The organism is Paraburkholderia fungorum (assembly GCF_003610895.1).
GTDB classification, from domain to species: Bacteria; Pseudomonadota; Gammaproteobacteria; order Burkholderiales; family Burkholderiaceae; genus Paraburkholderia; species Paraburkholderia fungorum_B.
The window spans coordinates 150,226-169,844 of record NZ_MCAS01000006.1; the positions used below are offsets into that span (position 1 = coordinate 150,226).

Annotated in this window: 23 protein-coding genes; 16 read left to right on the forward strand and 7 right to left on the reverse strand. The window is 63.5% G+C overall.

From position 1 onward, the window contains the following. Nucleotides 1-5 precede the first annotated feature (5 nt). The 4 genes from BCY88_RS07915 to BCY88_RS07930 form a co-directional block, all read right to left on the reverse strand. Complete coding sequence (locus tag BCY88_RS07915) at nucleotides 6-953, reverse strand: ketoacyl-ACP synthase III family protein (protein ID WP_120343709.1); 948 nt, start codon at nucleotides 951-953, stop codon at nucleotides 6-8. Nucleotides 954-955: 2 nt separating this feature from the next. Further along, nucleotides 956-1,843, reverse strand: a complete 888-nt coding sequence (locus BCY88_RS07920) for a beta-ketoacyl-[acyl-carrier-protein] synthase family protein (protein WP_259461277.1) — start codon at nucleotides 1,841-1,843, stop codon at nucleotides 956-958. Nucleotides 1,844-1,964: 121 nt separating this feature from the next. Further along, complete coding sequence (locus BCY88_RS07925) at nucleotides 1,965-2,243, reverse strand: acyl carrier protein (RefSeq protein WP_120343711.1); 279 nt, start codon at nucleotides 2,241-2,243, stop codon at nucleotides 1,965-1,967. Beyond that, nucleotides 2,240-3,541, reverse strand: coding sequence for an acyl-CoA dehydrogenase family protein (locus BCY88_RS07930; RefSeq protein WP_120343712.1), 1,302 nt, complete (start codon nucleotides 3,539-3,541; stop codon nucleotides 2,240-2,242). The genes BCY88_RS07925 and BCY88_RS07930 overlap by 4 nt, the downstream gene beginning before the upstream one ends. A 235-nt stretch (nucleotides 3,542-3,776) precedes the next feature. Here BCY88_RS07930 and BCY88_RS07935 point away from each other — a divergent pair, with 235 nt between their 5' ends. Continuing rightward, entirely contained in the window at nucleotides 3,777-4,613 is an 837-nt protein-coding gene (locus BCY88_RS07935; protein ID WP_120343713.1) for a FadR/GntR family transcriptional regulator, read from the forward strand. 55 nt (nucleotides 4,614-4,668) lie between these two features. Here the strand turns inward: BCY88_RS07935 and BCY88_RS07940 are convergent, their stop codons facing one another. The 3 genes from BCY88_RS07940 to BCY88_RS07950 form a co-directional block, all read right to left on the reverse strand. Continuing rightward, nucleotides 4,669-6,093, reverse strand: a complete 1,425-nt coding sequence (locus BCY88_RS07940; RefSeq protein ID WP_120343714.1) for an amidase family protein — start codon at nucleotides 6,091-6,093, stop codon at nucleotides 4,669-4,671. 340 nt (nucleotides 6,094-6,433) lie between these two features. Beyond that, complete coding sequence (locus tag BCY88_RS07945; RefSeq protein WP_120343715.1) at nucleotides 6,434-6,763, reverse strand: helix-turn-helix domain-containing protein; 330 nt, start codon at nucleotides 6,761-6,763, stop codon at nucleotides 6,434-6,436. 57 nt (nucleotides 6,764-6,820) lie between these two features. Further along, the gene (locus BCY88_RS07950; protein ID WP_120343716.1) at nucleotides 6,821-7,180 is read right to left on the reverse strand and encodes a helix-turn-helix transcriptional regulator; all 360 of its coding nucleotides are present in this window, start codon (nucleotides 7,178-7,180) and stop codon (nucleotides 6,821-6,823) included. Between the two features lie 165 nt (nucleotides 7,181-7,345). Between BCY88_RS07950 and BCY88_RS07955 the strand changes: the two genes are divergently transcribed. From BCY88_RS07955 to BCY88_RS08025, 15 genes are all read left to right on the forward strand, one after another. Then, nucleotides 7,346-8,221 carry a branched-chain amino acid ABC transporter permease gene (locus BCY88_RS07955; protein WP_120343717.1) on the forward strand — a complete coding sequence of 292 codons (876 nt, stop codon included), beginning with the start codon at nucleotides 7,346-7,348 and terminating at the stop codon, nucleotides 8,219-8,221. A 5-nt stretch (nucleotides 8,222-8,226) separates the two neighbouring features. Further along, nucleotides 8,227-9,300 carry a branched-chain amino acid ABC transporter permease gene (locus BCY88_RS07960; RefSeq protein ID WP_120343718.1) on the forward strand — a complete coding sequence of 358 codons (1,074 nt, stop codon included), beginning with the start codon at nucleotides 8,227-8,229 and terminating at the stop codon, nucleotides 9,298-9,300. Then, the gene (locus BCY88_RS07965) at nucleotides 9,300-10,034 is read left to right on the forward strand and encodes an ABC transporter ATP-binding protein (RefSeq protein ID WP_120343719.1); all 735 of its coding nucleotides are present in this window, start codon (nucleotides 9,300-9,302) and stop codon (nucleotides 10,032-10,034) included. Before BCY88_RS07960 ends, BCY88_RS07965 begins: the two co-directional genes overlap by 1 nt. Continuing rightward, nucleotides 10,021-10,764, forward strand: coding sequence for an ABC transporter ATP-binding protein (locus BCY88_RS07970; protein WP_120343720.1), 744 nt, complete (start codon nucleotides 10,021-10,023; stop codon nucleotides 10,762-10,764). Before BCY88_RS07965 ends, BCY88_RS07970 begins: the two co-directional genes overlap by 14 nt. 18 nt (nucleotides 10,765-10,782) lie before the next feature. Further along, nucleotides 10,783-11,961 carry an ABC transporter substrate-binding protein gene (locus BCY88_RS07975; RefSeq protein WP_120343721.1) on the forward strand — a complete coding sequence of 393 codons (1,179 nt, stop codon included), beginning with the start codon at nucleotides 10,783-10,785 and terminating at the stop codon, nucleotides 11,959-11,961. Between the two features lie 54 nt (nucleotides 11,962-12,015). Continuing rightward, nucleotides 12,016-13,431 (forward strand): amidase family protein, encoded by a 1,416-nt coding sequence (locus tag BCY88_RS07980; RefSeq protein WP_120343722.1) that lies wholly within the window; start codon nucleotides 12,016-12,018, stop codon nucleotides 13,429-13,431. Further along, nucleotides 13,428-13,973, forward strand: a complete 546-nt coding sequence (locus BCY88_RS07985; protein WP_120343723.1) for an amino acid synthesis family protein — start codon at nucleotides 13,428-13,430, stop codon at nucleotides 13,971-13,973. The genes BCY88_RS07980 and BCY88_RS07985 overlap by 4 nt, the downstream gene beginning before the upstream one ends. Before the next feature lie 81 nt (nucleotides 13,974-14,054). Beyond that, nucleotides 14,055-15,089 (forward strand): porin, encoded by a 1,035-nt coding sequence (locus tag BCY88_RS07990; RefSeq protein WP_120343724.1) that lies wholly within the window; start codon nucleotides 14,055-14,057, stop codon nucleotides 15,087-15,089. 690 nt (nucleotides 15,090-15,779) lie between these two features. Next, nucleotides 15,780-16,016, forward strand: a complete 237-nt coding sequence (locus BCY88_RS07995; RefSeq protein WP_120343725.1) for a helix-turn-helix transcriptional regulator — start codon at nucleotides 15,780-15,782, stop codon at nucleotides 16,014-16,016. Then, nucleotides 16,013-16,315 carry a hypothetical protein gene (locus BCY88_RS08000; protein WP_120343726.1) on the forward strand — a complete coding sequence of 101 codons (303 nt, stop codon included), beginning with the start codon at nucleotides 16,013-16,015 and terminating at the stop codon, nucleotides 16,313-16,315. The genes BCY88_RS07995 and BCY88_RS08000 overlap by 4 nt, the downstream gene beginning before the upstream one ends. Before the next feature lie 481 nt (nucleotides 16,316-16,796). Next, entirely contained in the window at nucleotides 16,797-17,645 is an 849-nt protein-coding gene (locus BCY88_RS08005; RefSeq protein WP_120343727.1) for a ParA family protein, read from the forward strand. Further along, nucleotides 17,638-18,228, forward strand: coding sequence for a hypothetical protein (locus BCY88_RS08010; RefSeq protein ID WP_120343728.1), 591 nt, complete (start codon nucleotides 17,638-17,640; stop codon nucleotides 18,226-18,228). Before BCY88_RS08005 ends, BCY88_RS08010 begins: the two co-directional genes overlap by 8 nt. Continuing rightward, nucleotides 18,228-18,908: a lytic transglycosylase domain-containing protein gene (locus BCY88_RS08015; protein WP_120343780.1), complete on the forward strand. Its 681-nt coding sequence runs from the start codon at nucleotides 18,228-18,230 to the stop codon at nucleotides 18,906-18,908. Before BCY88_RS08010 ends, BCY88_RS08015 begins: the two co-directional genes overlap by 1 nt. Nucleotides 18,909-18,943: 35 nt before the next feature. Further along, the gene (locus tag BCY88_RS08020; protein WP_120343729.1) at nucleotides 18,944-19,285 is read left to right on the forward strand and encodes a TrbC/VirB2 family protein; all 342 of its coding nucleotides are present in this window, start codon (nucleotides 18,944-18,946) and stop codon (nucleotides 19,283-19,285) included. 13 nt (nucleotides 19,286-19,298) lie between these two features. Continuing rightward, nucleotides 19,299-19,619, forward strand: coding sequence for a VirB3 family type IV secretion system protein (locus BCY88_RS08025; protein WP_120343730.1), 321 nt, complete (start codon nucleotides 19,299-19,301; stop codon nucleotides 19,617-19,619).

Consider the following 19,619-nt stretch of genomic DNA (forward strand, 5'->3'; position numbering starts at 1 on the left):
CGGGATCAGTGGCGGATCACCATCGCGCCAAAGCAGCCGGCAAGTCCGCTGGAGAACAGCAGGGAACAGGAGCCCGGTTGCCCGCGTGGTGCGGCGTGGAAGTTGATGAAGGGGTCGGCGCCGAACACGTGGCCGAGGCGGCCGAAATTCGCGGTGAAAAGACGCTCCCGTGGTACGGACAGCATGGCCATGAGGCGCTGCCAGCCGGCCAGGTTGACGTGGTGAGGCAGGACATGGACGAGTTCATTACCCGTGATGCCTGCCTGTCGAAGTGCTGCACGCATCGTCGTGAATGCCGACCAGTAGTAACGGTCATCCGGCACGGGCTGCAGGTCGTCGTCGGTGCCACGGAAGTAGCGACCGTCCGTATAAAGGTGCAGCCCCACGATGCTGTTGCGGCCCACGCCGCGCTCCAGCAGGAGCGCGCATGCGCCGTCGCTGTGCAGCGCGAGGTCCTGGATGGCGCGCAGATGGTCGCAGCCCGAGCCCATCACATCCGCACACACGACAATCGCCCGCTGGATGGGGTGACCTGCGGCGGTGAGCACGCGCAGCAAGCGGATGGCGGCCATCGGCGAGACGCAGTTCTGCTGCATCACCGAGAACGCGAGTGCGCGCTCCAGGCCCATACGGGACTGGATGAACGCTGCAGTACCGGCAGGCGGCGCCATGACACTGCTCTGGATAGTGTGCGTGTAGATGAGGGCATCGATGCTTGCCGGTGCCGTGCCGGTATCCTCAAGCAGGGCGGAAACCGCTTCGCATGCGAACGTGACGGGTGACGCCGCTGCCGCATCGTGGAACCGCTGTACACCGTTGCGCAGCAGTGCGCTGCTTCGAGCCTCCGGAAATCCGCAGCGACGGGCCCAGGTGTTCGCATCGACCGTTCGTACCGGTAGGCTGAGGGCGATACCGGACAGCGACAGCATGGAACTGTTTGGGGGCGCAGGCATCGCTAGCTCCCGCAGTATTGGAGGATGGCGCAGGCGGCCTGCCCCTGGAAGCCGGTCGCCCACAGCAGGATGCGTTGTCCGTCCGTCGGAGCAACCGACTGCAGCAACACGTGGAGCTGCGCTAGCGCATCTGCGGCACATAGATAGCCGATGTCACCCGGCTCCGGGTACCATATTCGCCATGCAAGCAGTCGGGCCTGCGCGGTGACGTCGCACGCCAGGGTGGTGTTGATGCGCGGAGGGACGATCCAGTCGATTGCCCCGGGTTTGAATCCGGCCTGCACACACGTCTGCCCGATGACTTCGACTACGATCGTTTCGTCGACACGCACATCGGGGCACGCGAATGTGAGGCAAGGCGTGCGGACGTTGACAATGACCACACGCCATCCGGGTCCCGCCTGCCGCCTCACCAGCGCGGCAGCTGCACCGTCGCCCAATGCGGTGAGCGTCCCGACCTGCCGGGAGAACGGCGGCAGCCAGCGCTCAGCGCCGACGATCAGTGCACTGCGCATGCGGTCGTCGCTGGCCATCATCTCGGACACCACCTGCAGCGCAAGAAAGAAAGACGCGCCCTGCAACTGTCCAATCGCGAACGGCACACCTGTCGATCCCAGCTCACTGTGCAGCCGACCCGCGCACGAGAGCGCGAGGTCGCCCTCGAAACTTGTCGCACAGACGACCACCTGATCCGGCGTGAGGTTGCCCTCCCCGGGGCACCGCCGCATGGCTTCCCTGGCGACCGTTGATGCCATTTCCGAGAGAAGGAGGCGTGGCTCGCAGGCGACATACTCCGGTATCGTGGCACTCACCGGGCTCGACGAATGATTGACGGGGCCAGGATTCACCTCACGGCGCCAGCGCAGCGTATCGGCGTAGACTGATCGCATGACGGCTTCCCGTGCGGATGATGGTGTGGCCGCCGGGTCCTGTAACGCAACGTCGGCCCGCACGCGCGCCTGCGGAACATACCGGGCCGTGGCCATGATGCATGGGCGGTGGCGAACGGCGTCAGTTGCGGCAGACATGGGATTCTACGAAGGCGACGAGGTTGCCGAAACGCATGAACAGATCGGCCGAGAGATCCTCCGGCGCGAGCGTTAAGCCGAAACGCTGCTCCAGTTGAAGAAGCAGGTCTGTCATGTTCATGGAGTCGACGCCGACGTCGAACAGGTTCGTGTCGTCCGCGATCAGGTCCGCAGCCAGGGTGCTACCAATGGCCGACACCAGGCATGACCTGATGGTGGCTGCGATTTCCTCGCGTCCGGGACCGTGCGTGTCATGCGTCATGGGATGTCTCCTGCCCGGATGTGGGCATTGGCGATGTCAGGTGATGAGGCAGGTGTGGTGGGGCAGTCGCCGGGCGGTGCCGTGATGTCCCACGGACGTGACGTCGATCGCTGTGCTGCCCGCGCGATCATGAGGCGCTGCAGGTCGCCGGTACCTTCCATGATGTCGAATGCCCTGGCGTCCCGGTAAGCCTGCTCAAGTGACGGACAGGCGGCGATGCCGTCGATACCGGCGAGGTCCATCGCAGCGCGCGTCACCCGCGCGGCCACGCGAGAGGCAAACGCCTTGGTCACGGATGAATCCATTGACGTGGCGACGCCGCGATCCGTCTTCCAGGCCGTGCAATGACAGAGCAACCATGCGGCCGCGATCTGGCGGTCGATGTCGAGCAGGGACGCTTTAACGCTCGCCACGCCTTGATGCCTGTCCGCGGGCGTGCTGCCCGCATCGAGCCAGGCCACAAGGTCCGCGCGCACCCGCCGGCAGGTACCGACCATGACGGCGGAAAGCAGTGGCCTGAAATAGTCCCACGACCGCTGCGCACCCGAGAAGGCGTCATCGAGCGGTTTTTCGTCGCCGCGGACAAGCAGCGCATCATCGGTGACCTCGCAGTCGGCGTAGGACAACACGGCGAGTTGGGTCGCGCGCAGGCCTGCCATCCGTTCGATGCGCGACACCGTGAATCCCGGTGTATTGCAATCCACCAGGAATGCGCGAATCCCGTAGCGGCCCATCCGCCGGTTGATCGTTGCAAACGTGATCACGCAGTCGGCGCGCGCGCCGTTCGTGATAAAGCACTTGGTGCCATTCAGGACCCAGCCGCGACCGGTCTTTCGTGCGCTGGTGCGCATGGCGGTCGCATCGGAACCGCAGTCCGGCTCGGTGATGGCGAAAGCGCCCCAGCGTGGCGTGCCGGATTGGAACCGCTGGAAGAATCGGACCTGCTGTTGCGTCGAGGCGAGGGCAACGACAGGCGGCATGGCGAGCCCCGGGCCCGGCAACGCCAGCGCGAGGCTTGCGTCGGCCTCCCCGAGGTAGGCCATCAACGTCGCCTGTTCCACGAGGCACTGCAGCGCCGGGCAGCCACCGTACCGGGTGGGCACAAGATTCATGTTCAGGGCGCTCACGTCATCCGCACGCCAGGGAGGGCCGGCGATCTCACCGGTTACGTCCGATTGGAGGCTAAGGGTACGTATACGCCTGGCAAGCAGGCCGAGATCGAGCCCGCGATCTGCGAGCGCTTCAGCGATGCCGTCGATGATGTGAACCTGTTGCGACGTCTGTTCGTGTCGCGCCATGACGTGTTCTCCCAGGTGGGCGCATCTGCGCCCAGGAACGATATTCACGCGAACCCACGGAGGTTTGCGTGTATGGCAATGAGCGTAGGCAACCGGGCGCGGGGTCGTCACCTCCGAACATTAGGAGGGTGTTGTATCGGGGGCGTTCGTAGGGACGTCGTGGCGGTCACGCGGCAGCGGATGACCGATAATGACGTCCAGACCAAACGACGATGGCTAACTACGGGTGTGACGTATGGCAGCGCGAAAACAGACGACAGAGAAACAACCGTTGCTTCAGCCAGGCAACAAGGGACCGCGCACGACCAAGCGGGGAGATCAGGTGGCCGAGCTCATCAAGAGCTGGATTACCGATGGTAAGCTGCGCCCCGGCATGCGATTGAACAAGGAAGCGGAGCTTCAGGAAATATTCAACGTCAGTCGAGGTTCCATGCGGGAGGCTCTCAAGGCCCTCGAGGTACAGGGGCTTGTGCGTCTGAGTACGGGCCCGGATGGAGGAGCGACGATTACACGCGTGCCGCTCGCTCGCGCATTCCAGTCGCTGCAGAACTACCTGTTTTTTGAGAGCATCAGTCTCGAGGACATTTACGCCGTGCGGCGCGTGCTGGAGCCGCTACTTGCAGCGGGAGCGGTGGACCATCTGACGGACGCGGATCTGGAGGCGCTCGAGCGCAGCGTGGAGGTGTGCGAGCCATTTGCCGCGAGTCACGAACGTGCCCTCGATCAGCGCCAGGAGGACATCCGTTTTCATGACGTGCTGGCTGGCGCCAATCCGAACGCGTTCCTTCGATTCGCGTGTCAGATCATCAACCAGATGCTGCATAGCCTGGTGATCGTGGCGGGCAATGTGACGCAAGAGGACTACCAGGCGTTTGGTCGGCAGACCGTCGCTGCTCATCGCGCGATCCTGGATGCGGCAAGACGCCGCGACGCAGGGGCGGTCGAGAAGCTCATGGCGGCTCACATGGCAGAAGCGGAGGCGCAGCTTCGCAAGGTGCATGCGGCCTTGCGGCAGAAGCTGGTACTGGATTCGGACCTTGGCCTGCGCACAGGAAGGAGGGGCGATTCGTGATATGGCGTCCGGTCCCGCGTTCTGCAGGTCCAGACGTCTATCCTGACAGGTAACGTCAATGCGTTTTGCGTCCAGCAATGGACGAGGAAAGCGTGCGCGCCAACTCAGCCAATGGAGCGCGTCCGAACGTCAGTTCTAGGATGTGGCTCGCCCAGAGCACAAGCGCATCTGCATGACGCCCCCCAACTATCTGCACACCGACAGGGAGACCTTCCGACGTGGTGCCCGCATAGATACTTGCTGCCGGGAGCCCCAGCTGGTTGCACCATGCGGTGAAGTGGGGAAACAGTTCCTTACTGCTTGGGAGTTCGGTAAGCGGCATGGCCACGCGGGGATACACAGGGCAGATGACGAGATCGTACCGCTCGAAGAATGCGTTGACGGTGGCGCCCAGTTCGCCCCTCTCGATCAGTGCACCAAGCAGTGCCTGGCGCGATACCCCGGCGCCAGCGTCAGAGTAGGCCTGCAATGACGGATCGAGTGCCGCGCCGCCGTCAGCCATGCCTTCGGTGAGCTGGCGACAGCAGGCCGGCCAGAGGGTGGCGTGGATCGAGTTACAGTGAGCGATACTCGGCGGATCTTCCGGCTTGACCCTGGAGCCAAGATCACGGAAGGTGTCGGCCGCACGCATGACGGCTTCGAGGACGGCGGTTTCGGGCGTAACAGCGAGGCCCAGGGACGGACTGTACGCTATGCGTACGCCGCCCGGTGTTGGCTTGCACTCCAGACCCAGCTCATAGTCGCTGCCATCGAATGGCAACGCGTACCAGTCGCGGCTGTCGGGGCGGCTGATGACGGTCAGGATTCTGGCAGCATCGGCGACGCAGCGGGTCATCGGGCCAATATGACTTAACAGCCCGAACGGGCCGCGCGGTGCATGCGGCACACGCCCGAAGCTTGGCTTGAAGCCGAACGTGCCGGTGAAGGCGGCTGGAATCCGGATCGACCCTCCGCCGTCAGTTCCAATCGCGGCCGGTGCCATACCGAGGCAGACGGCCGCTGCTGCGCCGCCGCTGCTGCCGCCGGGCGTACGTTCCGTGTCCCATGGGTTGCGTGTGACGCCGGTCAACGGGCTGTCGGTGACGATCTTGTGAGCGAAATCAGGCAGGGTGGTCTTGGCGAAGCAGATCGCGCCGGACTCGCGAAGCCGGGCTACACAAGGGCTGTCGTGGGGCGCTGGCGTTTCGTCCGTGACGCGCGAGCCATATCGTGTAGAGAGGCCAGCGACAGCGACGTTGTCCTTGATGCTGATCGGCACCCCGTCGAGAGGGCCAAGAGGGCGCTTGCGTTGCCACCGTGTTTCCGATGCGCGCGCCATGTCGAGTGCATCCGCTGCAATCTGACAGAAGGCATTCACGGTGGGGTCGAGTTGTTCTATGCGCGCCAGCACGGCCTGCATCACCTCGACGGGGGAGGCACTGCCCATCTTATAAAGCGTATGAAGCTCCTGTGCCGTCAGATCACAGATGTCACCATTCATGCCGTCTCCTAATTAATCATCATAAATACACAATAGGTGCGACGTGCACCTATGTCAAGTGATCAAGAAACGAAGAAAATCGGGGTAAACGAGTGATTCTGCGACATTGACATTCAAATTCTGTGGACGTAAGTTTATGATCACAAATAGGTAAACGAGCTGCGCCAATGAACGGGTAGTGTCGGCTCAAGACATGACGCACGTTTGACGGGTGTCGTGGTGCGGCGGCATGAAGCAGTTCGCACGGGTTGTTGGTTAATTGAGGCTAATGCTGCGATCCGGCCAAGGCGTCAGGTACGGCATCGTTCGCGGCTGGTCCGGAGACTCAGGAAATCTTAGTTTATTCCTGGGCCAGTTTCTCTGCGCCGGCGAGGAGGGCTCTCTTCTTTTCCTTGCTGAACCTGCCGGCGATTGCCAGCAGGTTCGCCAGCAGATCGTCGTCCTCATAGAGGAAGCCCGTGGGGACAAGGAGTGCCCGCGCCAGACGCTGGCTGGTCTGTATGGCAGGGGTGTGCTTGCCCTTTTCGTACTGGTTGACGCGGGTGCTGGCTGAGAATTCGTCGATACCCGCGTGGATGCCAAGCTGCTCCTGGGTCAATCCCGAGCGCAGTCGCGCCTGTTTCAGGCGTCGAGGGAAGACAGCATCAGAAGTGGGTGTATCGTGCGGCATCCGGTGAGTGTCTCGGATTCGCTCAGAGATTTTACTAAGTAATTCTTAGTCGAAAGACTAAACATTGCTTGGTTTTGCAGCCCGGGAAGGCGCTGATTGTCTCAGCGTCTCGGCATTCGCGAGGAGGATCTTCTTCTTTGCCCGTGTAAGCCGGGCTGCAGTTACGAGAAGAGCTGCGAGCAGATCGTCCTCCTCGTAGAGGAAAGACGTCGGCACGTGCAGCGCTCGCGCCAGACGTTGCCCCATCACGAGATGGGGTAGGTGCTTGCCTCTTTCGTACTGGTTGATGCGGGCACTGGCCGAGAATTCGTCGATTCCCGCGTTAATGCCGAGCTGTTCCTGGGTCAGGCCCGAGCGTACCCGTGCCTCTTTCAGGCGTTTGGCAAAAACGGAGGATGTCGTGTGCTTACTCGGCATCCTTGGAGTCTCAGGCAATTGCTTGGCGTTTTTACTAAGAGTTTCTTAGTGCATTTCCTAAGGAATTCTTGGCTTTGAGGAGCGGCGGTGCCGAAAAGCTGCTCGTTTGCCGATTGCACGCAAGGGGCGACAGCTCCGGAGACATGGAGAGAGGGACTTACTTATATGACGACGATTCTTAACATTCTGGGTTACGTGAGCATTCTGATGCTGGTGGCGCTTGGGCTCGCGATCGTCTTCGGCATGATGGACATCGTGAGCCTTGCACATGCCGAGTGGGTCACGATCGGCGCATACGCGTTAGCCGTCGCACAGGCGGTTGGCGGGAAGGAGGCTTTCTGGCTTGCCTTGTTCGTGGCGCCCGCTGTCGGGGCCGTCCTCGGATGGTGCCTCGAACGTTTCATCATCCGGCTGCTCTATGACCGTCCACTGGACACGCTCCTCGCGACCTATGCGGTCAGCCTGATCCTGCAGAAGGTGCTGGAGCTCATCTTCGGCACGCAGCCGATGCTCGTGTACGCCCCGTTCAGCGGGGCGGTTCCGGTCCCGGGCGGAAGCTATCCGGCCTACCGGATCTTTGTGATTGGCGTCGCGCTGACCGTGACGGCAGGGTGCTGGCTACTTTTCGCCCGTACGCGCTTTGGTACCCAGTTGCGTGCCGTGATCCAGCATCCGGCGATGGCCGAGGCCACTGGCATTGACACCCGGCGCCTGAATCGCATTGCCTTCTGTGGCGGTGCGGCGCTCGCCTCGCTCGCCGGCGTGCTCGTCGCGCCCATGGTGTCGGTGGAGTCGCATCTGGGCGTCTCCTATCTCGCCAAGGCGTTCTTCGTGATCGTGCTGGGCGGTATCGGATCAATCGCGGGCAGCATCCTGGGCAGCGCAGTCATCGGTACTGCCGAGACGTTACTGAGCTATCGCGTCGATCCCTCTCTCGCATCGGCGGTGGTGCTGGTCCTCTCCATTGTGGTGATCCGGTTCAGACCGCAAGGGCTGATTCCGGGATTCAGCGCTGCCCATCAGCTTCTTGGTAAAGGATAAAGCGTATGTCTGGAAAACATGCAGGCTGTCTGCGGCTCTGGTTCTCACAGCCCGCTCTCGGCGCCAGGGATCTCTTGCCGCTGCTGATGTCGGCGGTGGCCGCGGCCGCCGTGGCGATCGTGCCTTTCTTCGCCGGTCCCTGGCTGCTGTCGGCGGTGCGCGATGCATTGGTCATGGGGATCCTCGCATTGAGCTATGACCTGCTCTGGGGACGGGCCGGGGTGCTCACGCTCGGGCACACTACGTTCCTGGGTCTCGGCGCTTACGGATTTGCCATTACGACCGTGCAGTTCGGACAGGCATCCCTGACGGGACTGGCGTTCGGTGTGTTCTGCGCTGCGGCTGTCGCAGCCGTGATTGGCTATTTTCTGCTCTTTGCGGGGGTAAGGCTCCACTTCTTCGCCATCATCAGCCTGGCCGTGCTGATCGTCGCCCAGCAGCTCGCTGTCAGCTGGCAGTCGATTACCGGAGGCGACACTGGCATCCTGGGCATCCCGGGACTGTCATTCAGCGTGGGCGGCCACACGTTCGACATGAGCGGTCCTCGCGCCTCCTGGTACACGGTAGCCGTTGTATTACTTGCCGCGACCGGCCTGATATGGCTCGTGTGCCGCAGCCGCTACGGCAAGGTGCTCGGTGCAATTGCGACCAACGAGTGGCGCGCAAAGGCCTGCGGCTATCACACGTCGGTTCACCTGCTGCTCGTCTTCGTCGCCTCGGCGGCGCTTGCCGCAATCGCCGGCGCGCTGATGGCGGCCTGCTCGGGGGTGGTGGCACCGGACGTGTTCTCGCCGCTCCTTGCGACCGAAGTCATCCTCTGGGTGGCCATCGGCGGCAGGGGAAGAATTGGTGGACCCGTCGTCGCCGCGGTCGTTCTCACGCTGCTCAGGCAGACCGTTTCCAGCTACAGCACGGACGGATGGCCCCTGATTCTCGGTGGCCTGTTTCTCGCCTGCGTGCTGTTCATGCCGAACGGCCTGCTCCTTGATGGATTCGTGGAGGCTGCGCGTCGGGCTGGTCGAGTGGTATGGGGCAGGCCGCCGGTTCACCGCGCGGGACACGCACGGGAGGAACGGTAATGGACGGCCAGTTTCTGCAGGGCACCAACCTGTCGCGCGCGTTCGGTGGAATCAACGCCGTCGCGGGCGTCGACATCAACATCAGACCACGCGACCTGCTGTGCGTGATTGGCCCGAACGGCGCGGGCAAGAGCACGCTCGTTGGCCTGCTCTCAGGCGCGATTGCCCCCGGTTCCGGCGAACTGTATCTCGACGGTGAGCGGATGACCGGCCGCCCGATGCACGCATTCTGCCGGAGCGGCGTGGTGCGCAAGTTCCAGGGGACCAACACCTTCCTCACGATGACCGTGCGCGACAACTTGGTGGTGGCAGGCCTTGGCGTCGCGGCATACCGGGCCACGCCAATGCCAGATCCCGATGCGGTGCTGGAGGAGGTGGGTCTGTCCGGGCAAGCGCGCGAGCTCGCCTCGCATCTGCCGCATGGTGAGCGGCAGTGGCTGGAAATTGGCATGGCCATCATGTGCCAGCCTGCACTGCTGCTGCTCGATGAACCCGCAGCCGGTCTATCCGCGAAGGACGCGCAGCGGCTGGTGCGCCTCATCCACCGGCTACGGGAGCGGTGCGCGGTACTGGCCATCGAACACGACCTGGGTTTCGTGCGGGCCCTTGAGTGTGAGACGTGGGTGATGCACCGGGGAGAGGTGGTTCGACGGGGATCGTATGCGGAGATCGCGGACGACGAGGAGATCCGCCGCATTTATCTGGGCCGGGGGGCGACACATGCTGCACATTGAAAACCTGTGCGCCGGATACGGCGACGCGGATGTGGTTCACAACGTCACGCTGGACGTACTGCCGAACGAGGTGGTCGGTGTGCTCGGCTGCAATGGTGCCGGCAAGACCACGCTGGTGAAGGCAGTCATGGGGCTGCTGCCGCGTGTGAGTGGAGAGGTCGCTTTCCTGGATCAGCCGGTGACGGGCCTGCGCACGCACGAGATCGCGCGCCGGGGTATCGGGCTGGTGCCGCAGGGGCGGTGGATCTTTCCGAAACTGACCGTGCGCGAGAACCTGCTGATGGGTACGCAGGCCGCCGGTGGCGCCGACATCCTTGACGAGGTATTCGATTATTTCCCGGTGCTCAAAATGCGCCTCTCGCAGCAGGGCGGCACGCTCTCGGGTGGCGAGCAGCAGGTCCTCGCCATCTCACGCGCCTTGTGCGGCCGTCCAAAACTGCTCCTGCTGGATGAGCCATCTGACGGCGTCCAGCCGAATCTCGTCGAGCGTATTGGCGAGGTGATACCCGACCTCTGCCGCCGCTCGAAGCTGGCCGTGCTCCTGGTTGAACAGAATCTCGACCTCGTCCTTCAGAGCGCGTGCCGCTGCGTCGTGCTCAGCAACGGGCGCCTCGTGCATGCCGGCGCCGTTGAGCCGCGAAGCGGCGGGACGGGTGAACACCCGCTCGCACGCTATCTCTCTCCTGCCGCCGATGCCGTGCCGGACTTCTGCCCTGAAAACATCCAGTGATCTCCAGTGAGAAAAAGCATGAACCGACGTGAATTTTCCCGAACCGTGCTGCTTGGCGCAGCTGCATCCCTCGCCGCATCGGCCGTCTCCCCGTTTGCGCGCGCAGCTGGGCCGTTGAAGATAGGCCTGCTCGCGCCGCTCAGCGGACCCCTGACGCGCGTGGGACAGACCAACCGTAACTGCGCCGCGCTGGCGGTGGAGGAACTCAATGCGGCGGGTGGGCTGCTGGGACGGCCACTGCAACTGAGCGTCGAGGACACGCAGATGTCGACGGCCGTTACGCTGGAGAAGGCGCGGCAGCTTTTCATGCGTGACGACGTGGCGATGATCACGGGCATGGTGCTGCCATCCGAGCGTGAGGCGGCCCTTCAGGCGGCGAGGGCAGCGCGAAAGCTCATCGTCTATCCGAACTTCGACGAGGGGCGGTGCGACCCGCAACTGCTCACAACAGGCCTCGCCGCGAGCCAGCGGATCGAGCCGCTCATTGCGTGGCTCATGCGCGGCGGTGGGCAGTCCGTCTGCGCAGTCGTCTCGGACATCGGCAGCAACCGGAAGGTGCTGGTCCCGCAGCTGCAGGCTGCGGTAGCCCGCCATGGCGGGAAGTTCCTCGACGTTTTCTGGCTGCCCTTCGGCACGCGCGACTACGGGGCCGTCCTGCAACAGGTCGCCAGTGCCAGGCCACAGATCGTGTGGCACAGCATCGGGGACGACCCGGTGACGTTCGTTAAGCAGTACCGGTCGTTCGCGATGAAACCGCAACTGGTGACGGACATCGCACACGAATCCCTGTCGATCGCAACCACAGGTGCATCGACCGGAACGATCGGCGTGTCGTCGTACTTCATGAGCATCGATAACCCGGAAAACCAGGCGTTCCTCACGCGCTATACGGGACGTTACGCCGATACACGCGATCCTCGCCTCGGCCGCTATGCCGTGGTGCTCCCGCATGGCGAGAACACCTATGCGGGTATTCGTCTTTTCGCCGAAGCCGTCCGGGCGGCGGAAAGTGTTGACGCAGCTCGTGTCAAGGCCGCGTTGCCGGGCGTGTCATTAGCACTTCCACGTGGAAAGACGGGCGTGAGCCACGACGGAGGCCATGTGCTTTGCCAGACACGGATCGGCCAGGCACTCGCCGATAACAGCTTTTCGATTTTGGAATCCACGGGCCCGGTGACGCCGGTCTGTGAAGGATAGGCACGATCCCTTCATTTTGCAGAAGAGCTCGTATCAAGAGATAAGGACTACATAATGAAAGAAATTTTCATGCTGAGTGCGGCTCAGTTGGTCGCCGGTTTCCAGCAGCGCAGCCTCTCGCCTGTGGAGGTCATGTGCGCGGTACTGGATCGGGTCACGAAGCTCGATCCGGTTGTCAACGCCTTCTGCGCCCTCGACGAGGAAGGGGCGATGTCGGCTGCCGGCGAGGCTGAGCGCCGGTGGATGCGGGGCAAGCCGTGCGGTCCGCTTGATGGCGTACCGGTATCGGTCAAGGATCTCGTTGTCGTGGCCGGTCTTCCGACACGGCACGGGTCATGGACCACTTCGCCGGACCGCGAAAACGCCGATGCACCGGCCGTCGCAAGGTTGCGGTACGCGGGCGCCATACCGTTTGGCAAGACCACGACTTCCGAGTTCGGCAACAAGATCGTGACCGACTGTCCGTTGACAGGCGCGACGCGCAATCCGTGGGATACGCGGCTCTCGCCGGGAGGCAGCAGCGGCGGATCGGCGGTCGCGGTTGCGCTGGGCATGGGTCCGCTGTCGCTTGCGACCGATGGGGGCGGGTCCATCCGGATTCCGGCCTGCTGGAGCGGTGTGGTTGGATTCAAGCCTACGTTCGCGCTGGTGCCGGCGGGCAGTGCGGCGTCGTGGACTGCACTGTCCACGCTCGGCCCGATCGCGCGAACCGTGCGCGACGCAGCGTTGATGCTGGATGCGATGACCTGCGGGGACAACGACAGGCCTCCGGGGGCAGGGAGTCCGTCCGGCTATTCCGCCGCGCTGGGCGACGGTGTCGCGGGTCTGCGGGTTGCCTGGTGCCTGGCCCCGGACGGTGTGTCGGTGGCGCCGGGCATCGCGGAGTGTGTCGAGAGGGCAGTGGACACATTCGGGGCACTCGGCGCGACGGTCATCCAGGTCGACGTCGCGCCGATCGTCGACTACTACGGCAATGGCCGCATACATTCGGTCCAGTGGTCCGTGTTCTTTGCCCAGCGCGTGCGGCATATGGAGTTAGCCGACAGGACGGCGCTTGACCCTGACCTGAAAGCACTTTCGGATGCAGGGGCACGGATAGACACCGCGACATTCGTCGATGCACTGCTTGCCCGTCACGCACTCGGCGCATCGATGGAAACGTTCTTCGAGCGTTATGACCTGCTGCTCACGCCGACGTTTCATTGCGGACCGCCTCCGGTTCCCGGCTTGCCCGGCCATCTGCGCAATGCACCGCTTCTGACAGCGTGGTGTAACCAGGCTGGCGTGCCTGCGATATCCGTGCCGTGCGGATTCGTGGGGGACGTGCCGACCGGCCTGCAGATTATCGGGCGCCGGGGCAGCGATGCCCTGGTGCTGCGGGCAGCGCGTGCGTACGAACTGGCGAGAGGATATTTCCCGGCACCGGGACCGGAATTGCAGCTCCCGGGCGACACGGAGATCGCGCCATGAACGTCCAGATTGCGCGGATCGTGGTCCATCTCGTTGAACGGTGCGCGGAACTCGGCACGCCGGTGACCCCACCGCACCGTCAGGTAGTGGCCGCTGCGGTGCTGAAGCCGACCGACCAGGATGTTGCCGGCGAGCTTGAGGCGCTCTTTGCGATGGGAGCCGATCTCGGCCAGATGCTCACCGCACGGGCGCTGCTTGCGCTCGGTTGTGCGGGGGAAGACATCCAGGGTTACGGGAAGGCAGCGCTCGCAGGCACGGGCGTACCGCTCGAATGGGGAGCGGCGCTGCTTCATCCACGACTCGGCAAGGCGGTACGCGACTGCCTGCCTGGCGCGTCTTCGATCATGCCGTCTGTTACGAAGCGCGGGCCCGCTGGTGCCTGCGTCGACATTCCCCTGCATAGCGTCACGGACATGTGGAGCTTCGATCACTTCGACACGGTGTCGCTCTGCATACCCGACTCGCCGGCACCGGACGAATTGCTGATCGCCATTGCACTGGCCGAGCGCGGAAGGCCGCTCGCACGCGTCAGGCCGGGGTGACGTGCGGCGGCAATCCGTGCCGTCAGGCAGGCGCGCGTCAGGCGAACAAACGAACACTCACAAGCGATGAAGGAGAAAAACATGTGCAGGGATGTGCGGGGAAGATGGAGCAAGGGGCTGGCGGCGCTGTCGTTGTGCGTCACAGTGGGCGCGGCGCACGCGCAGTCGTCAGTGTCCCTCTACGGGCTGGCCGATGCATTTGCCGGGGTGGTGCGTACGCCCGGCTCCGCGGGCAACGCCTGGCAGGTGGGCTCGGGCGGGCTCTCGACATCGTATTGGGGCATGTCGGGCGCCGAGGATCTGGGCGATGGCATGAAGGCGATCTTCACGCTCGAAAGCTTTTACCGGATCAACAGTGGCCAGTCAGGCGCATACGACGGGCAGTCATTCTTCGGGCGCAGGGCGTTCGTCGGCCTGAGTGGGCAATTTGGTCAGCTGACGCTGGGGCGTAATGACTCGCTGCTGTTCGTCTCCACGCTGCTTTTCAACCCGTTCGGTAACTCGTTCGTCTTCTCGCCCATGGTGGTCCACACGTTTCTGGGTTCCGCGATGGGCGCTGCGTCGGTGCAAAGCGATACGGCGATTGACGACTCGATCGTCTACCAGACGCCCGAGGCTGGCGGTCTGACAGGAAGTGTGCTGTACAGCAATGCGGGCATCGCGGGCCACGCCGGGCAGGCGAACTATAGTGCGAACGTGCTCTACTTCGCAGGGCCGTTCTCTGCGACGGCCGCAGTCCAGAGCCTTCACACTGCGTCGCTTTTCCTGAACGGCGCCACGGAACAGACCGCGTGGCTGGCCGGAGCCGCGTATCGCCTGCAGGCAGTGAAGCTCTATCTCCAGTACGAACGTGTCACCAACAACAATGACCTTACCGACGATACCGTTCAGGTGGGGGCGAGCGCCCAGGTCGGCACGGGCAGCATACTGGTGTCCTGGGCGGGAACGCTCCGGCGGCCTGCCCAGGGCACGGATATCCGCTGGTCGACTGTGGTGCTCGGTTATGATTACCCGCTCTCGAAACGCACGGACGTCTACGCCGCGTGGCGGTACGACACGATGACCAGTGTGTCGTCACGCAACAGCGTGGGGGCGGGTATCAGGATGAAGTTCTAGCTGGTCGGATCCATCAGTTTGCATGATCGGAGGAGCCAGCTTGCTGCAAGGTCATATGTCGGCGACGACATTCGTCGGGTTGGCGCATCGGAGTCCTTCCGGGGGGGCGGCAGATGGCGCTGCGGTTGCCGGCGACGCGCGTCGCACCGCTTCGCCGGCGATTTGCGCTGAGGCGCGGTTGAATCGCCTCGTGCGAGCGCGCTCCAACGGCTTGCGGGGCCGCCACGCCGACATGCCGGTAGCGTTATCCCGGGTTCGGGGTCGATGTGCTCAGTCGCCTGCCGGCGGAACAATGTCTCGGGTAGCGCTTCCCTCATTGTTGCTTCCGGGCACGCACCCGATCAGGCCGAACATGGCCTGAAATTCGTACCCGCAGTCTTCGCACACATATTCCTGGTAGATGGTGTACGTGCCTACAGCACAAGCTCCCATCGTCACGGTCAGCGAGTCGCATGCCGGGCAGCGCACGACGCCAGCCTCAACGGTACGCTTTCGCCATTCATCGGAAGACAGCACGACCTTCTCTTCTGGTTGACGCGACGGGTACTACTCCTGCCGGACTACCACCATACGTCCCGTTTCGACGGGAGTTTCCCGTCGATAAGACGGGTTTGGAGGCAGGACCCGACCGCTGCTTGAATGCCCCATGTACCGGCAACCCAAGGCCGGTGTCTGTTCCGGGGGAAGATCATGTCAATTGCGAATAGCGAGGCGCTGAGAATCCTGCGCCGCCGTCAGGTCGAAGAGAGAACGGGGCTGTCACGTTCAACGATTTACCGTCGCATGCAGGCGGGAACATTCCCGCCTGCGATCGCGCTGGGCGGCCGTCTGGTGGGATGGCGCGCGGCTGACATAGAACAGTTTCTGGAGAATCCCGCGCGTTACCGTGCGCCTGCGCGCGAAGATGACGTGGGAGGCGCTCCATGAGTCGCGATCTCGCTTCTGCACCCCTGCGCCGGCGGCTGGAGAACTGGGGTAACGCATCGCGCGGTGCCTACGATCCGGTCGATGCGGCACGAATCACGAGAGCCTGGCAGACGCTCCACGTCCGGCATCGTGACATGTTGCGCATGGTCTATCTCTGGCATGCGCGTCGGGAGGTTGTCTGCCGTCGGCTGCGTATTCCGCGGCTCCCGGCCCAATGCTTTGAACTCGAACTTGCCGCCGCACGGGCGGCTCTCGCACAGGCCCTGGATGGCGGGAACCAGAATCGTGAAGGCGGTTGATCGCCCGGAGGGGGACAGATAGTGGCGCATCGCCGATCCGGTTCGTGCAGCTGCACGCCGGCACCTTGTGTCGGTGAGCGACGCCGCTGTAGCAGGGAACGTTGGGATGAACGTCTGGACGTGAAAATTTTTTCGGACGTCGTGGGAACACCTGGGAACACGTGGGTAATGGGAGAGATAGCGGGGCGCCTGAGGGCACTTGCATTGCACCGCTCACTCGCCTAGATTGAAGTCAACAATCTGATCCGGTCAACGTGCCACGCACGACCGAGTACGCGTTAGCGGCCCCGCAGTTTCGATGTCTGTGCGACGACGTGGTGTGCCGTGACGCATTCGCAAAAAGCCTGCATCTGCAGGCTTTTTGCATTCTGGTGCTGATGCAATGATTCCCCGTTGAGCCCGCGATCAGCCTCCCTGGCACCGCGGGTTCTTTTTTCTTCGCAGGTTCATCGACAGCGGGCGCAGCTGAGGACGATGAACCATGAAATCGCTTCTGATCGTTTCAACGAAGGGCAGTTCGGGCAGGACGACGCTGACCTGTCTGCTGGCCCGCCACCTGCAGTGCACCTGCCACTGGCGGGTGCTGGTACTGGACCTGGCCGAGCCACCGCGCTGCGCACACCTGCTTGCCCGCTACCGGTATGACGTGATCGTGTCCTGCAACCGGGTGGTGGAGCCGGTGGATAGCGCACGATCCGCATCGGGTGGCTGCGTGCATGTGCTCAACGCGAACGCGATCGACGGTCTGCTCTCGCACGATGATCCCGCCTGCACGCGCTATTACGCGAATCTTCGTCACCTGCTGTCTGCGGTGGCACCGTGGTTCGATGTCTGCCTCGTCGACGCTCCCGCGTTGCCCGATCTGAGGGCCGTCTGTGCAGAGGCTCTCGTGGACGCGGTGCTGAGCCCCATCGCGGTGTCACCTGAATGCATCAACTGCGCCTCGGAGGTCATCAACGGCACGTACGGCGTCCGCAGCATCCGGGCTCGACTGAATCCGGCACTCCGTTTCACCGGAATTCTGCCGGTTGTGGCTATCCCTGTGGCAATGAAAGAGGCGTGGGTGAAGGTGATGGAGACGACGCTGCGTGAGTGGTTGATCGCGGACCCGGCGTCTCCCCGTGGATACGCCTGGCTGCCCCACCTGAGGTCCGTCGGCCGCACCGAACCTTTCACGCCAGCGGATAGCGACGCTGCTCCACGGGATGCAGACGTGCCTGAAGACATCCGTGCGGGGGCCGCCTGTCTCGATGTGCTCGCACATCGCCTGGAAGCGATCCAGGACGGTATCGTGCCGGCCCTTCGCGATGCGGAGGTGTGCGATGCATGACGCTACCACTGTATCTACTACCACCGTCAACGTCGCCCTGGTGGGCCGTGCTCTGCTACGGGCGCTGAGCCGTTGGTTGATCGTGGCCTCCGCAGTCCTCGGCACATCGATCATGGTGCCCGGCACTGCCCGCGCTGACGACTGGGGCTGCCAGGTGATCCTGTGCCTGTCCAATCCCGGCGGCCCTGAACAGTACGGTGAGTGTGTTCCGCCAATCGAGAGACTGTGGGCAGCCCTGCGGCACGGCGATTCTTTCCCGACGTGCGATTTCGGAGCGGGCGGCTCGCAGGGGACCTCGGTCGTGAACGTCTTTGCGAGTGCAGGGTACTGCCGTGAGGATCTGCTGTACTGGGGCGGCCCCGAACAGAGCGAGCTGCTGTGCAATGCGCGCGGTGCGATCAACGTCGAGATCGACGGTGCGCTGTACACGCGGGTGTGGTGGGACGCGAGAGGCGCAGACCGCACGATCACGGAGTCCTGCGGGGCAGGCAGTACGGCGATCCCGTATCAGCCAGCGCAGTCGGCACGTCTCTTTCTCGAGCGGGAGTACGAAAACGAAGGCGGTCAGGGAGGTGGCGAATGATGCTGCCCGCCGCATTCATGATCCTGGCACAGCAGTGCGCGCCTGTCGTGGCGCCTGCCACGATGGCCGCGGTCGTACAGGTCGAATCCGGTTTCAACCCGTACGCGATCGGGGTGGTGCATGGCCGCCTTCAGCGACAGCCGGTGACCCTCGATGAAGCCGTCGCGACCACACGTGCGCTGGATGCCGCAGGGTGGAATTACAGCGCCGGTCTCGCCCAGGTGAACCGTTCGAACTGGATACGGTTCGGCCTGACACCAGAGACGGTCTTCGATCCGTGCCGGAATCTTGCCACGGGCGCGGCCATTCTTCAGGAGTGTTTCGAGCGCGCAAAAGAAGCACGCGCGCGGGTACACGACCGGGCACATGAGCCAGCACATGCGCAGACCCAGGACACTTTGCGCGCGGGGCTGTCGTGCTACGCAAGCGGCGACTTTTCCACCGGCTTTCGTACGGGCTATGTGCAGCGAGTGGTCGCCCAGGCTACTCACCCGGATCCGGTGGTTCCGGCCATTGCAGGCGATGTTTCACCCGTACCCCTCATTCCCTCCTCGTTGGCAGGCGCGCGATCCGCCCCATCCCGTAGTCCGCCCGGTCTCCCGAACCCCGTGGGCGGCAGGGCGGGACACCAGGCCGGTCAGGCAGACGATATGACGCAGGAAAGTGCTGTGGTGTTCTGAGAAAACAGAGACAACGTGCGTAACAGGAGTAATCCATGAAATCAGGAGTACATATCAAATGGAGTCGCATTCCTCGACAGTTGCGGACGCCCGGATCGGCGCGACATGCATGGTGCAGTCTCGCGGTTGTGCCCATGGTGATACTGACGGTGACACCGGCATACGCCCAGCTCTCGCAGGTCAACACGCTGCTCACGACGATCCAGACCACGCTGCTCAGCGTGGGCGCGGTGGTGTGCTCGATCTCGATCATCTGGGCGGGTTTCAAGATGATGTTCCAGCACGCACGCTTCGGCGATATCGCCAATGTGTTCATCGGCGGGTTGTTCGTGGGCTGCGCCACGGTGATCGCGGCGATGCTGATCCCGACGAGCTGATGCGGAGGCGCACATGAATCCGCTCAGGGATCCCGTCTTCAAGGGCTGCACGCGACCCGCGATGCTCTGGGGTGTGCCGCTCGTGCCGTTCCTCATGGTGGGCAGCAGCATCCTGATTCCCGCTATCTGGGCGCTGCTTGCGAGCCCGCCGGTAGGCGTCGGCATCGTGCTGCTCCTCATCCCCGTCTTCGTCACGATGCGCTCGGTCACGCGCCACGACGACCAGCGCCTCGCGCAGTTCGCATTGCGCACTCGCATGGTGTTTCGCCAGCGCAACCGTCGCTTCTGGGGTGCGCACGCCTATATGCCGCTCTGTCTCAAGAGGAGGGGCTGA